This is a genomic window from Pseudomonas sp. DY-1 (genome assembly GCF_003626975.1).
Lineage (GTDB): Bacteria > Pseudomonadota > Gammaproteobacteria > Pseudomonadales > Pseudomonadaceae > Metapseudomonas.
Window position 1 is genome coordinate 3823873 of record NZ_CP032616.1, and the last position, 12280, is coordinate 3836152.

11 protein-coding genes are annotated in these 12280 nt (G+C 64.4%); 3 read left to right on the forward strand and 8 right to left on the reverse strand.

Translation table 11 applies throughout. The features are described 5' to 3' along the window. Nucleotides 1–26: 26 nt before the first annotated feature. From D6Z43_RS18090 to choX, 4 genes are all read right to left on the reverse strand, one after another. Entirely contained in the window at nucleotides 27–506 is a 480-nt protein-coding gene (locus tag D6Z43_RS18090; RefSeq protein WP_120653471.1) for a thioesterase family protein, read from the reverse strand. 99 nt (nucleotides 507–605) lie between these two features. Next, on the reverse strand, nucleotides 606–1571 hold the full coding sequence (locus D6Z43_RS18095; RefSeq protein WP_120653472.1) for an L-carnitine dehydrogenase: 966 nt from the start codon (nucleotides 1569–1571) through the stop codon (nucleotides 606–608). A gap of 123 nt (nucleotides 1572–1694) precedes the next feature. Continuing rightward, nucleotides 1695–2579, reverse strand: coding sequence for a 3-keto-5-aminohexanoate cleavage protein (locus D6Z43_RS18100; RefSeq protein WP_120653473.1), 885 nt, complete (start codon nucleotides 2577–2579; stop codon nucleotides 1695–1697). A 73-nt stretch (nucleotides 2580–2652) separates the two neighbouring features. Continuing rightward, nucleotides 2653–3591, reverse strand: a complete 939-nt coding sequence (choX, locus tag D6Z43_RS18105; RefSeq protein WP_120653474.1) for a choline ABC transporter substrate-binding protein — start codon at nucleotides 3589–3591, stop codon at nucleotides 2653–2655. 225 nt (nucleotides 3592–3816) lie between these two features. On the opposite strand from choX, the gene D6Z43_RS18110 reads away from it, so the two are divergent. After that, the gene (locus D6Z43_RS18110; RefSeq protein WP_120653475.1) at nucleotides 3817–4812 is read left to right on the forward strand and encodes a GlxA family transcriptional regulator; all 996 of its coding nucleotides are present in this window, start codon (nucleotides 3817–3819) and stop codon (nucleotides 4810–4812) included. Between the two features lie 67 nt (nucleotides 4813–4879). Here the strand turns inward: D6Z43_RS18110 and D6Z43_RS18115 are convergent, their stop codons facing one another. The 4 genes from D6Z43_RS18115 to D6Z43_RS18130 are packed head-to-tail and all read right to left on the reverse strand — an operon-like array spanning nucleotide 4880 to nucleotide 10006. Beyond that, nucleotides 4880–5101 (reverse strand): formate dehydrogenase subunit delta, encoded by a 222-nt coding sequence (locus D6Z43_RS18115; protein WP_120653476.1) that lies wholly within the window; start codon nucleotides 5099–5101, stop codon nucleotides 4880–4882. Beyond that, the gene (gene fdhF / locus D6Z43_RS18120; protein ID WP_120653477.1) at nucleotides 5098–7974 is read right to left on the reverse strand and encodes a formate dehydrogenase subunit alpha; all 2877 of its coding nucleotides are present in this window, start codon (nucleotides 7972–7974) and stop codon (nucleotides 5098–5100) included. The genes D6Z43_RS18115 and fdhF overlap by 4 nt, the downstream gene beginning before the upstream one ends. Beyond that, nucleotides 7971–9530: an NADH-quinone oxidoreductase subunit NuoF gene (locus D6Z43_RS18125; protein ID WP_120653478.1), complete on the reverse strand. Its 1560-nt coding sequence runs from the start codon at nucleotides 9528–9530 to the stop codon at nucleotides 7971–7973. The genes fdhF and D6Z43_RS18125 overlap by 4 nt, the downstream gene beginning before the upstream one ends. Beyond that, nucleotides 9524–10006 carry a formate dehydrogenase subunit gamma gene (locus D6Z43_RS18130; RefSeq protein WP_120653479.1) on the reverse strand — a complete coding sequence of 161 codons (483 nt, stop codon included), beginning with the start codon at nucleotides 10004–10006 and terminating at the stop codon, nucleotides 9524–9526. Before D6Z43_RS18130 ends, D6Z43_RS18125 begins: the two co-directional genes overlap by 7 nt. A 598-nt stretch (nucleotides 10007–10604) precedes the next feature. Here D6Z43_RS18130 and D6Z43_RS18140 point away from each other — a divergent pair. Next, nucleotides 10605–11582 carry a dipeptidase gene (locus D6Z43_RS18140; RefSeq protein WP_120653481.1) on the forward strand — a complete coding sequence of 326 codons (978 nt, stop codon included), beginning with the start codon at nucleotides 10605–10607 and terminating at the stop codon, nucleotides 11580–11582. A gap of 159 nt (nucleotides 11583–11741) precedes the next feature. Continuing rightward, nucleotides 11742–12272 carry a 4-vinyl reductase gene (locus D6Z43_RS18145; RefSeq protein ID WP_044871140.1) on the forward strand — a complete coding sequence of 177 codons (531 nt, stop codon included), beginning with the start codon at nucleotides 11742–11744 and terminating at the stop codon, nucleotides 12270–12272. Nucleotides 12273–12280: the final 8 nt, after the last annotated feature.

Below are 12280 nucleotides of genomic sequence, written 5' to 3' on the forward strand. Positions count from 1 at the left end.
ACACGCCAGCCTGGTTTGACGCCGCCTCAGCGAGGCGGCGGCAGACCGATCACACAACCCACGTGCCGAGGCCGTGGCAGCTCGCAATGAGCCGCAGCGATTACCTCGACCTTCGCCGCCACAGGGGCAGCGAAAACCGCCGACCGCGAGGCCTCGGCATCCACGTTCATCAGCATCTGCTCGCTGGCCGCCAGCAACTCATCTCCCCCCTTCAGATACAGCCCGTGGTGGATTTGCAGCCGCTTGGCGTCATGGCCGAGCAGTTGCGTGCGCACCTCCACTTCGGCACCCAACTTCACCTCGGCCAGGTAATTGAGATGGCATTCCAGCGTGAATAGCGTGTGCCCCGTGACGGCACGTCCCTTTTCGTCAAGGCCGATTTCGTCCATCAAGGCATCGGTGGCGTAGCTGAAGATCAGCAGGTAGAACGCATCCCGCAGGTGACCGTTGTAGTCCACCCAGTCTGGAAGGACGGCGGTGCGGTAGGTAGTCAGGGCTGTGGGCATGCTATGGCTCCGATACAGGATGTTGGGCTGCGCTCCGCTCAGCACCAACCTACCGCATTCCCGTAGGTTGGTGCTGGCCTGCGAGGTCCAACGAATGGATCACTCGGCGAAGGCGAAACCGTGTGCCGACTTCGTTTCGCGGACGGCGCCAAGGACCGCCAGCAGGCAGTCGTCACGGTAGCGCTCCAGCTCGGCGATGCTGCGCGACCCCTGTTGCTCGGACGTGCCCTCCACCACCCGGTCGATCAGGGCGTCGGTCAGTTCCGGCGCCGGCAGGTAGGTCCACGGCAGTTGCAACGCCGGGCCGAACTGGGCCATGAAATGCCGCATGCCGGCATTGCCACCTGCCAGGGTGTAGGTCAGGAAAGTCCCCATGAACGACCAGCGCAAGCCGGCGCCGAAACGGATGGCATCGTCGATCTCGCCGGTGCTGGCCACGCCGTCATTCACCAGGTGCAGCGCCTCGCGCCAGAGGGCTTCGAGCAGGCGGTCAGCGATGAAGCCGGGCACTTCCTTGCGTACGTGCAGTGGACGCATGCCCAGTGCGGTGTAGATTTCGATCGCGGCCTGGACAGCCTCTGGCGCGGTTTTCTCACCGCCTACCACTTCCACCAGCGGCAGCAAATAGACGGGGTTGAACGGGTGGCCAACCACGCAGCGCTCCGGATGAACCGCGTCAGCGTAGAACTCGCTGGGCAGCAAGCCCGAGGTGCTCGAGCCGATGATCACATCCGGACGTGCTGCAGCGCTGATCTTCGCGTGCAGGTCGAGTTTCAGATCGAGACGTTCGGGAGCGCTTTCCTGGATGAAATCGGCATTGCGCACACACTCCTCGATGGTCTCGACAAAGCGCAGGCGCTCCTGCGAAGCACCGGGCGCCAGGCCCTGTTTCTGCAGCGCAGGCCAGGCATTGGCGATGCGCGAACGCAGGGCGGCCTCGGCACCGGGAGCCGGGTCCCAGGCGATGACGTCGAGGCCGTGAGCCAGGGCGCGGGCGATCCAGCCGCTGCCGATGACGCCGCTGCCGAGGGCGGCAAAGGTCTTGATCTGAGTGACGAAGGACATAGTGGCTCCTGGACGGGCAAATCGAATTGGGTTTCCGGGGAAACAGTCCGTAGGAGCGAGCTTGCTCGCGTAGCTCCTGGAAGCGTCATTCGCGAGCGAGCTCGCTCCTACACGTGCGTACGGTCAGCGGCGCTTGAGCTTCATCTTTTCGCGCCCTTCAGCCGGAGTCAGGGCACGGCCGCCAAGGCGCTGGATGATCTCGATGGCCCGTTCCACCAACTGGCCATTGCTGGCGTGCACGCCACGATCCAGCCAGATGTTGTCTTCCAGGCCTACGCGGACGTTTCCGCCCAGCAGCATTGCCTGGGCCACCATCGGCATCTGCGAGCGACCGATGCCAAAGCCTGCCCAGGTGATGCCCGGCGGCAGGTTGTCGGCCATGGCCTTCATGGTGGTGGTGTCGGCCGGTGCGCCCCACGGGATGCCCAGGCAGATCTGGATCAGTGGATCTTCCAACAGGCCTTCCTTGAGCATCTGCTTGGCGAACCAGAGATGGCCGGTGTCGAAGATTTCCAGCTCGGCCTTCACGCCGAGCTCGGTAATGCGCTTGGCGCCGGCACGCAGTTGTGCCGGGGTGGAGACGTAAATGAAATCGCCATCACCGAAGTTCAGGGTGCCGCAATCAAGGGTGCAGATTTCCGGCAGCAACTCCTCCACATGGGCCAATCGCTCCAGTGGGCCGACCAGGTCGGTGCCGGTGCCGAACTCCAGGGGCTGCTCGCCCTTGCCGATTTCCAGGTCGCCGCCCATGCCGGCGGTGAGGTTGATGATGATGTCGGTGTCGCTCTCGCGGATGCGCTCCACCAGCTCGCGGTACAAGGCCACATCGCGGCTCGGCTTGCCGGTCTTCGGGTCGCGCACATGGCAGTGCGCGACGGTGGCGCCGGCCTTGGCGGCTTCGATGGCGGCGGCAGCGATTTCCTTCGGAGTGACGGGAATGGCCGGATGCTTGCCGACGGTATCGCCGGCGCCGGTGACGGCACAGGTGACGATGACTTCGTAGTTCACGGTTGTTTCATCCTTCTGCGAGGCGATCGGAAACGGTGCGCGGGCTGGCCCGCGCACTGGGCGGTGCGTTGAGTTACTTCAGCGAAGCGAGGGCGCTATCGATGCCACTCTTACCGTCGAAGGTGGTGATCCCGGCGAGCCAGCCCTTGACCACTTCAGGGTTGGCCTTGAGCCATTGGCGGGCGACCTTGGCCGGGTCCTGCCGCTCCATGATCGGCTGCATCAGCTCCGCCTCCTGCGCGCTTGTGAAGCGCAGGTTGGTCAGCAGGCGATCTGCGTTGGGGCAGCGTTGGGCGAAGTCCGGAGCGGTGACAGTGGAGACCGTGGCGGCGCCATCATTGGGGCCGAACACGTCCTCACTACCGGTGAGGTAGGTGATGGGCATCTGAATGTTCATCGGATGCGGCTTCCAGCCGAAGAAGACTACCGGCTTGTTGTTCTTCACCGCGCGCTTGACCGCCGTGAGCATGGCCGCCTCGCTGGACTCCACCAGCTTGAAGCCGCCCAGGCCGAACTGGTTGGTGTCGATCATCTTCTGGATCGCGGTATTGGCGCCGGAACCGGACTCGATACCGTAGATCTTGCCGTCGAGCTGGTCCTTGAACTTCGCGATATCGGCAAAGGTGCGCAGGCCCGACTCAGCGGTGTAGGTGGGTACGGCGAGTACGGCGATGGCATCGCTCAGCGAAGGCTCTGCGGCGACCTTCACCGACTTGGCTTCGAGGAAGGGCTTGATGTTGTCGTCCATGATCGGCTTCCAGTAGCCGAGGAATACGTCGACCTGTTTCTTCTGGATGCCGGCGAAGATGATCTGCTGCGAGGCCTGGGTCTGGCTGGTCTGGTAGCCCAGGCTGCCAAGCAGTTCGTTGGCAACGGCGGTGGTGGCGACAACGTCGGTCCAGCCGACCACGCCTACGCGGATCTTCTGGCAACTGGCGTCTTCGGCGGCGAATGCGGCGGAACTGGAGAGGGCGAACAAACAGCAACCAGCGAATGCAGTAAGACGTTTCATTGATGCTCCCCTTGCGGCCAAACGGTTCATGTATTTGTTGTGCAGGAGCCGGGGGCGACTCCTTCCGTTTTCGGGCGCCACTACAACCCGATGGACACAAATTACGCAGCGTTGCGCCCAACGATTCGAACTAAAACGACCACCTGTTGAACAGGAACGACCACCTTTCTTGCGCTCTCCTGGCCATTCCCTTTTAGTGGGTTATCCCACCCGTGGAAACCGATCATGTCCCAGACTTTCAGCTTCCTTCTGCTGCCTGGCTTCTCGATGATGGGACTGATGTCGGCGGTGGAACCCTTGCGGGTGGCCAACCGATTTCGCGGCGAGCTTTACCGCTGGCACCTGCTCAGTCTGGACGGCGGGCCGGTAGCGGGCAGCAATGGCATGTCGCTGAATGTCGACGGCGGGCTGGAGACTCCACCGGACGGGGATTGCCTGTTCGTGGTCGCCGGCTTCGACCCGCTCGCCAGCTTCGGCCCACGTCTGGCCCACTGGCTAAACCGAGCCGAGCACGAGGGGTTGCTGCTGGGGGGGATCGATACCGGCAGCTTCGTGCTGGCCGAAGCCGAGCTGTTCAGCCGGCAGCGCCTGACCCTGCACTGGGAAGCCATCGAGGCTTTCCAGGAGCGCTACCCGGCGCTGAGCGTCACCCAGGAACTCTTCGAGATCGATGGACGGCGCATCACTAGTGCCGGCGGTACCGCCAGCCTCGACCTGATGCTCACCCTGATCGCCCGCAGCCACGGCGAAGCCCTGGCGCTGCAGGTATCCGAGCAGTTCGTGCTGGGTCGCATCCGCACCCAGCAGGACCACCAGCGCATGCAGGTCGCCAGCCGCTTCCATGTGCACAACAAGAAGCTGGTGCAGGTGATTGGCGAAATGGAGCGGCACAGCGAGACACCGCTGACTTCGCGGGAGCTGGCTGAACTGGTGAGCGTCACGCCGCGCCAGCTGGAGCGGTTGTTCCGTCTGCACCTGAAGGAGACGCCGTCGAACTTCTACCTCGGCCTGCGCCTGGAGAAGGCCAGGCAGCTACTGCGCCAGACCGACATGAGCGTGCTGGAGGTAGCGCTGGCCTGCGGCTTCGAGTCCTCGTCCTACTTCTCCCGCGCCTACCGCGCGCGCTTCAACACCTGCCCGAGCCAGGACCGGCATGAGCATCCGGATCAGGAGCCTGTGGGGGCGAATTCATTCGCCAAGCAGGCCGCAGGTCTGCCCTGAAACCTTGCAGGGGCAACCAGGCCACCCTTGGCGAATGAACACGCCCCTGCAAGGAACAAACCGCTGGCTACGCCACCCTCCCCTGCTCCGCCAGCGCCTGCTGGACCAGGGGATGCAGGCTTTCACCGTGGTGTTCCACTTGCCAAGCCATCAGTTCGATACGCATGGCCGGCGTCCAGAAGCTCTGCAGGTGTGTACGCACCCCCTTCACAGCCTGCTCCTTGTCCGGTTCGGAGGCGAAGAACTGGGCGATCTGGTTGGCCATCTTGATCAGATTGTCGGTGCTCATCGGCGTACCTCGACTTTTTCGGTCCTGCGGCGTTCCTTCAGCAGGCGCCGCTGTTCGTCACTGAACTGCTGATACCGTTTCTGCCATTCGGAGGGCTGGTAGACCCTTGAGACCTCCACCGCCGTCACCTTGTATTCCGGGCAGTTGGTGGCCCAGTCGGAGTTATCGGTGGTGATCACGTTGGCCCCCGATTCGGGGAAGTGGAAGGTGGTGTACACCACGCCCGGCGCCACCCGCTCGGACACCTTGGCACGCAGTACCGTCTGCCCGGCGCGACTGCCCACGCCCACCCAGTCGCCTTCGTTGATACCCCGGCTTTCGGCATCGCTCGGGTGGATTTCCAGGCGATCCTCCTCATGCCAGGCAACGTTGTCGGTACGTCGGGTCTGGGCGCCGACGTTGTACTGGCTGAGAATGCGGCCGGTGGTCAGCAGCAGCGGGTAGCGGCTGTTGACCTTTTCTTCGGTGGGCACATAGCCGGTGAGCATGAAGCGCCCTTTGCCGCGTACGAACTCCTCGATGTGCATGGTCGGGGTGCCGTCCGGGGCGGCGTCGTTGCACGGCCACTGCAGGCTGCCATGGCGATCCAGCTCGGCGTAGCTGACGCGCGTAAAGGTCGGCGTCAGGCGCGCGATCTCGTCCATGATCTCGGAGGGATGCTTGTAGTCCATGCGATAACCCAGCGCATTGGCCAGGGCCACTGTGGCTTCCCAGTCGGCCTTGCCGCCCAGCGGGTCCATTACCTTGCGCACCCGCGAGATGCGCCGCTCGGCATTGGTGAAGGTGCCGTCCTTCTCCAGGAACGAGCTGCCCGGCAGGAACACATGGGCGAACTTGGCGGTTTCGTTGAGGAAGATGTCCTGCACCACCACGCACTCCATCGCCGACAGAGCGGCAGTGACGTGCTGGGTGTTGGGGTCGCTCTGGGCGATGTCCTCGCCCTGGCAGTAGAGGGCTTTGAAGGTACCGCCGAGGGCCGCCTCGAACATGTTGGGAATGCGCAGGCCCGGATCGGGCTGCAGGGTTACGCCCCAGGCCTGTTCGAACTGGTGGCGCACCGCGTCGTTGGAGACGTGACGGTAGCCCGGCAGCTCGTGGGGGAAGGAACCCATGTCGCAGGAACCCTGGACGTTGTTCTGCCCGCGCAGCGGGTTCACGCCGACGCCCTCGCGGCCGATGTTGCCGGTGACCATGGCGAGGTTGGCGATACCCATGACCGCGGTGCTGCCCTGGCTGTGCTCGGTAACGCCGAGGCCATAGTAGATGGCCGCGTTGCCGCCGGTGGCGTAGAGGCGGGCGGCGGCGCGGATGTCGTCAGGCGACACGCCGCAGATCGGCCCCAAGGCTTCAGGCGAGTTTTCCGGCTTGCTGACGAAGTCGCGCCAGCGGGTGAAATCCGTTGCCTCGCAACGGGCGTCGACGAAGCTCTGGTTGACCAGGCCCTCGGTGACTATCACGTGGGCCAGGGCGTTGAGCATGGCCACGTTGGTGCCCGGACGCAGCGCCAGGTGCAGCTCGGCGCGGGCGTGGGGGGAATCCACCAGGTCGATGCGCCGTGGGTCGATGACGATCAGTCGCGCGCCCTCACGCAAGCGCCGCTTGAGCTGGGAACCGAACACCGGGTGGGCATCCGTGGGGTTGGCGCCGATCACCAGCACCACGTCGGCCTGCATCACCGAGTCGAAGCTCTGGGTGCCGGCGGACTCGCCCAGGGTCTGCTTGAGGCCATAGCCAGTGGGCGAGTGGCAGACGCGGGCGCAGGTATCGACGTTGTTGTTGCCGAAGCCGGCGCGCACCAGCTTCTGTACCAGGTAGGTTTCCTCGTTGGTGCAGCGGCTGGAGGTGATGCCGCCGATGGAATCGCGCCCGTACTTGAGCTGGATTCGCCGGAACTCGCTGGCTGCATAGGTAACCGCCTCGTCCCAGCTGACTTCCTGCCAGGGGTCGTCGATGTGCTTGCGGATCATCGGTTTGGTGATGCGGTCCGGATGGGTGGCGTAGCCGAAGGCAAAGCGGCCTTTGACGCAGGAGTGGCCGTGGTTGGCCTGGCCATTCTTGTCCGGGACCATGCGCACCAACTGGTCGCCCTTCATCTCGGCGCGGAAGGAACAGCCCACGCCGCAGTAAGCGCAGGTGGTGATGACGCTGCGCTCCGGCTGGCCCATCTCGACCACGCTCTTTTCCATCAGCGTGGCGGTCGGGCAAGCCTGTACGCAGGCGCCGCAGGAAACACACTCGGAGTCGAGAAAATTGTCGCCGCCCGCGGCAGCGACGCGAGACTCGAAGCCACGGCCGCTGATGGTCAGGGCGAAGGTGCCCTGGGTTTCCTCGCAAGCACGCACGCAGCGGTTACAGACGATGCACTTGCTCGGGTCGTAGTCGAAATAGGGGTTGGAGACGTCCTTCTGCTCATCCAGGTGATTGGCGCCGTCGTAGCCGTAGCGCACCTCGCGCAGGCCCACCTGGCCGGCGACCGTCTGCAGCTCGCAGTTGCCGTTGGCCGAGCAGGCCAGGCAGTCCAGCGGGTGATCGGAGATGTACAGCTCCATCACATTGCGGCGCAGGGTGGCGAGCTTGGGCGTCTGGGTATGGACCACCATGCCTTCGCTCACCGGCGTGGTGCACGAGGCCGGATAGCCGCGCATGCCGTCGATCTCCACCAGGCACATACGGCAGGAGCCGAACGCTTCCAGGCTGTCGGTGGCGCACAGCTTGGGGATGGTGGTGCCAAGCAGCGCCGCGGCACGCATGACCGAGGTGCCGGCCGGCACGCTGATCTCGCGGCCGTCGATGCTAAGGCTGACCTGCACGTCGCTTTCGCGGGCCGGAGTGCCCAGGTCGATGTCGCTGGCAGGATCGAAGATATTGATCATTGGTCGGCCTCCACTGGCTCAAGACCGAAGTCGGCAGGGAAATGCTTGAGAGCGCTGGTCACCGGGTAGGCGGTCATGCCGCCAAGAGCGCAGAGCGAGCCGTAGGTCAGGGTGTCGCAGAGTTCCTTGAGGAGAATCACCTGCTCGTCCCGCGCGGCGGCATTGGGAGCCGCCAGCAGGCGGTCCACCACTTCCACGCCCCGGGTGGAGCCGATACGGCACGGCGTGCACTTGCCACAGGACTCCTCGGCGCAGAACTGCAGGGCGAAGCGGGCCATGTGGGCCATGTCCAGGCTGTCGTCAGCGACCACCACACCACCGTGACCGAGCATCGCGCCCATGGCGGCGAAGGCCTCGTAGTCCAGCGGCGTATCGAATTGCGACGGCGGCACCCAGGCGCCCAGCGGGCCGCCCACCTGCGCGGCCTTCAGCGGGCGGCCACTGGCAGTGCCGGCGCCATAGTCTTCCACCAGCTCGCGCAGGGTCAGGCCGAAGGCGCGCTCCACCAGGCCGCCGTGACGGATGTTGCCGGCCAGCTGGAAGGGCATGGTGCCCAGCGAGCGGCCCATGCCGAAGTCCCGGTAGAACTGCGCGCCACGGGCGAGGATGACCGGCACCGACGCCAGGGTTAGCACGTTGTGCACCAGGGTCGGCTGGCCGAACAGGCCTTGCAGCGCCGGCAGCGGCGGCTTGGCACGGACCACGCCGCGCTTGCCTTCGAGCGAGTCCAGCAGAGCGGTCTCTTCACCGCAGATGTAGGCACCGGCGCCTACGCGCACTTCCAGGTCGAAGGCCAGGCCACTGCCGCCCACGTCTTGGCCAAGGAAGCCTGCGTCACGAGCAATGGCCAGCGCGGCGTTCAAGTTGTCCACAGCCTGCGGGTATTCGGAGCGGACGTAGATGTAGCCCTTGGTTGCGCCGACAGCGAGGCCGGCGATGGCCATGCCTTCGATCAGCAGGAAGGGGTCGCCTTCCATCAGCATGCGGTCGGCGAAGGTGCCGGAGTCGCCCTCGTCAGCGTTGCACACCACGTACTTCTGCTCGGCCACGGCCCCGCGCACGGTGCGCCACTTGATGCCGGCCGGGAAGGCTGCGCCACCCCGGCCACGCAGGCCGGAATCCAGCACAGCGGCGACGATATCGTCGCCCTTTTGGCTGATCGCGCGGCTCAGGCCCTCGAAGCCGTCGTGGGCGCGATAGTCATCCAGTGACAGCGGCCGGGTGATGCCGGCCCGGGCAAAGAGCAAGCGCTGCTGACTCTTCAGGTAGGGGATTTCCTCCACCGGCCCCAAGGCCAATGGATGGGCGCCCGCATTGCTTTGCAACGCGTCCAGTAACGACGGCACGTCTTCAGGTGCCACCGGACCGAACCCCAACCGACCCTCGGCGCTGTCCAGCTCCACTAGCGGCTCCAGCCAGTACAGGCCTCGGGAGCTCGTGCGCTTGATCTCCAGCGGCAGATTGCGCTGTTCGGCCTCGTGGGCGAACGCAGCTGCCACGTCGTCTGCCCCGACAGCGCGGGCGACGGAATCACAGGGAATGCACAGCCTCAGCATGAACCGTCCTCCAGGCAACCGTTCACCAGGGAACGCAAGCGCTCGGGCGTGAGCCGTGCATGCACGCGACCATCCAGTTCGAGGGCCGGCGAACAGGCGCAGGCGCCCAGACAGTAGACCGGTCGCAAACTGATCTGGCCATCGGCACTCGTACCGTGGTCGTCCAGCTCAAGTTGCTCGCGCAGCTGCGCAGCCAACTGTTCGGCACCCATGCTCTGGCAGGACTCGGCGCGGCACAGGCGCAGGGTATGGCGCGCCGGCGGCGTGGTGCGGAAGTCGTGGTAGAAGCTGATCACACCGCGCACTTCGGCCAGGCTGAGGTTGAGTGCATGAGCGATTTCGGGAATAGCGACGTCGGGGATGTACCCGACACCACTCTGGATGGCATGCAGGATCGGCAACAGGGCACCGGGGGCGCTCTTCTCGCGCTCCAGCACACTGTGGATCAGAGGCAGGTGAAGCGTCTCATCGGGCATACAGCGTTCCTCTGCTTCGCGGACGACAGGTCAATGCCATTCGTCGTCCGGAGGTATCGGCTGCGGCTCACCTGCCACGTCACGGAGCGTGGCCTTGCGGCGGCCGTCCTTGCGCCCTGTCCGGGCGTCTTTGCGCACTAGTCCAGAGCATTCGGGGAGCTTGCCATTCCCGCCATTCGGGAATTTCACCCCTGCGACCCTGCGCATCCTGAAACCGACCTTGGGGGAAATCGGCGCTCTTACCTTCTTTATAGGTGCTTCGCGCGCGTACTTGGGGCGAGGCGGACCTGTGGTGCTTCCGGGGATCAACTGATGCACTCCTGCAGGAGCGAATTCATTCGCGAAAGGGCTGCGCAGCAGCCCTTGTTGCTCCAAGGGCACGCCTTCGACGTGCAATCGCGAATGAATTCGCTCACACAGGCCGGTGCCAGCGCCTTGGAAACCCCCCATCCGAACCCCGCTTGCCCATTCGCGACCGGCTTGACGCTTTCGGCAATACCCCGGTCGCTTTTGCGCGATAGCGCCGGATTCCCCAGGGATATGCTCCCCTCAAAGCGCCGGCAGAAGATTCGGCGCATGGATAACAGGGGACAGCCTGATGAGCCCAGCCGAACTGCACGCCGACAGCATCGTCATCGACGGTCTGATCATCGCCAAGTGGAACCGTGAACTCTTCGAAGACATGCGCAAGGGCGGCCTGACCGCAGCCAACTGCACCGTGTCGGTCTGGGAGGGCTTCCAGGCGACGGTGAACAACATCACCGCGAGCAACAAGCTGATCCGCGAGAACGGCGACCTGGTGATTCCGGTGCGAACCACCGCCGACATCCGCAAGGCCAAGGAGCAAGGCAAGACCGGCATTCTCTACGGCTTCCAGAATGCCCATGCGTTCGAGGACCAGATCGGCTACGTCGAGGTGTTCAAGCAGCTGGGCGTGGGCATCGTGCAGATGTGCTACAACACCCAGAACCTGGTCGGCACCGGCTGCTATGAGCGCGACGGCGGTCTCTCCGGCTTCGGTCGCGAGATCGTCGCCGAGATGAACCGTGTCGGTGTCATGTGCGACCTCTCCCACGTGGGTTCCAAGACTTCCGAAGAAGTCATCCTCGAATCCAAGAAGCCTGTCTGCTATTCCCACTGCCTGCCGTCCGGCCTGAAAGAACATCCACGCAACAAGTCCGACGAAGAGCTGAAGTTCATCGCCGATCACGGCGGTTTCGTCGGCGTGACCATGTTCGCTCCCTTCCTCGCCAAGGGCATCGATTCGACCATCGACGATTACGCCGAAGCCATCGAGTACGTGATGAACATCGTTGGCGAAGACGCCATCGGCATCGGTACCGACTTCACCCAGGGCCATGGCAAGGAATTCTTCGAGTGGCTGACCCACGACAAGGGTTACGCCCGCCGCCTGACCAACTTCGGGAAAATCGTCAACCCGCTGGGCATCCGCACCGTGGGCGAGTTCCCCAACCTCACCGAAACCCTGCTCAAGCGCGGCATGCCCGAGCGCGTCGTGCGCAAGGTCATGGGCGAGAACTGGGTCCGCGTGCTGAAGGACGTCTGGGGCGAATAAGCGCTCTTCGCCCCTCTCCCTCTGGGAGTGGGGCCGGGGGTGAGGGATGTCGAATCCCGCTCGCCCCCCCTTAAACCCTCACCCCAACCCTCTCCCAGAGGGAGAGGGGGTTAATTCGGCCCGCAGCCGGGCCCAATCGAATTCCGGAGCTAGAACAACATGGCCAAACACGCCCCCGAACTGCCCATCGAAGTCGACAGCGAAACCGGTGTCTGGACCACCGACGCCCTGCCGATGCTGTACGTGCCCCGTCACTTCTTCGTGAACAACCACATGGGCATCGAGGCCGAACTGGGCCCGGAGCGCTACGCCGAGATCCTCTACAAAGCCGGCTACAAGTCCGCCTGGCACTGGTGTGAGAAGGAAGCCGAATGCCATGGCCTGGAAGGCGTGGCGGTGTTCGAGCACTACATGAAGCGTCTGTCCCAGCGCGGCTGGGGCCTGTTCCAGATCGAATCCATCGACCTCGACAAGGGCACCGCCGAGGTGCGCCTGAAGCACTCTGCTTTCGTCTACGTGTACGGCAAGGTCGGTCGCAAGGTCGACTACATGTTCACCGGCTGGTTCGCCGGCGCCATGGACCAGATCCTCCAGGCCCGTGGCAGCAGCATCCGCACTGTCGCCGAACAGGTGTACAGCGGCTCCGAAGAAGGCCACGACGACGGCCTGTTCATCGTCAAACCTCTGTAAGGCGAGGA

Bases quoted from the DNA above. Each gene is read 5' to 3' on its own strand.
- D6Z43_RS18090 (WP_120653471.1), bottom strand. From the start codon at position 506: ATGCCCACAGCCCTGACTACCTACCGCACCGCCGTCCTTCCAGACTGG.
- D6Z43_RS18095 (WP_120653472.1), bottom strand. From the start codon at position 1,571: ATGTCCTTCGTCACTCAGATCAAGACCTTTGCCGCCCTCGGCAGCGGC.
- choX (WP_120653474.1), bottom strand. From the start codon at position 3,591: ATGAAACGTCTTACTGCATTCGCTGGTTGCTGTTTGTTCGCCCTCTCC.
- D6Z43_RS18110 (WP_120653475.1), top strand. From the start codon at position 3,817: ATGTCCCAGACTTTCAGCTTCCTTCTGCTGCCTGGCTTCTCGATGATG.
- D6Z43_RS18115 (WP_120653476.1), bottom strand. From the start codon at position 5,101: ATGAGCACCGACAATCTGATCAAGATGGCCAACCAGATCGCCCAGTTC.
- fdhF (WP_120653477.1), bottom strand. From the start codon at position 7,974: ATGATCAATATCTTCGATCCTGCCAGCGACATCGACCTGGGCACTCCG.
- D6Z43_RS18125 (WP_120653478.1), bottom strand. From the start codon at position 9,530: ATGCTGAGGCTGTGCATTCCCTGTGATTCCGTCGCCCGCGCTGTCGGG.
- D6Z43_RS18130 (WP_120653479.1), bottom strand. From the start codon at position 10,006: ATGCCCGATGAGACGCTTCACCTGCCTCTGATCCACAGTGTGCTGGAG.
- D6Z43_RS18140 (WP_120653481.1), top strand. From the start codon at position 10,605: ATGAGCCCAGCCGAACTGCACGCCGACAGCATCGTCATCGACGGTCTG.
- D6Z43_RS18145 (WP_044871140.1), top strand. From the start codon at position 11,742: ATGGCCAAACACGCCCCCGAACTGCCCATCGAAGTCGACAGCGAAACC.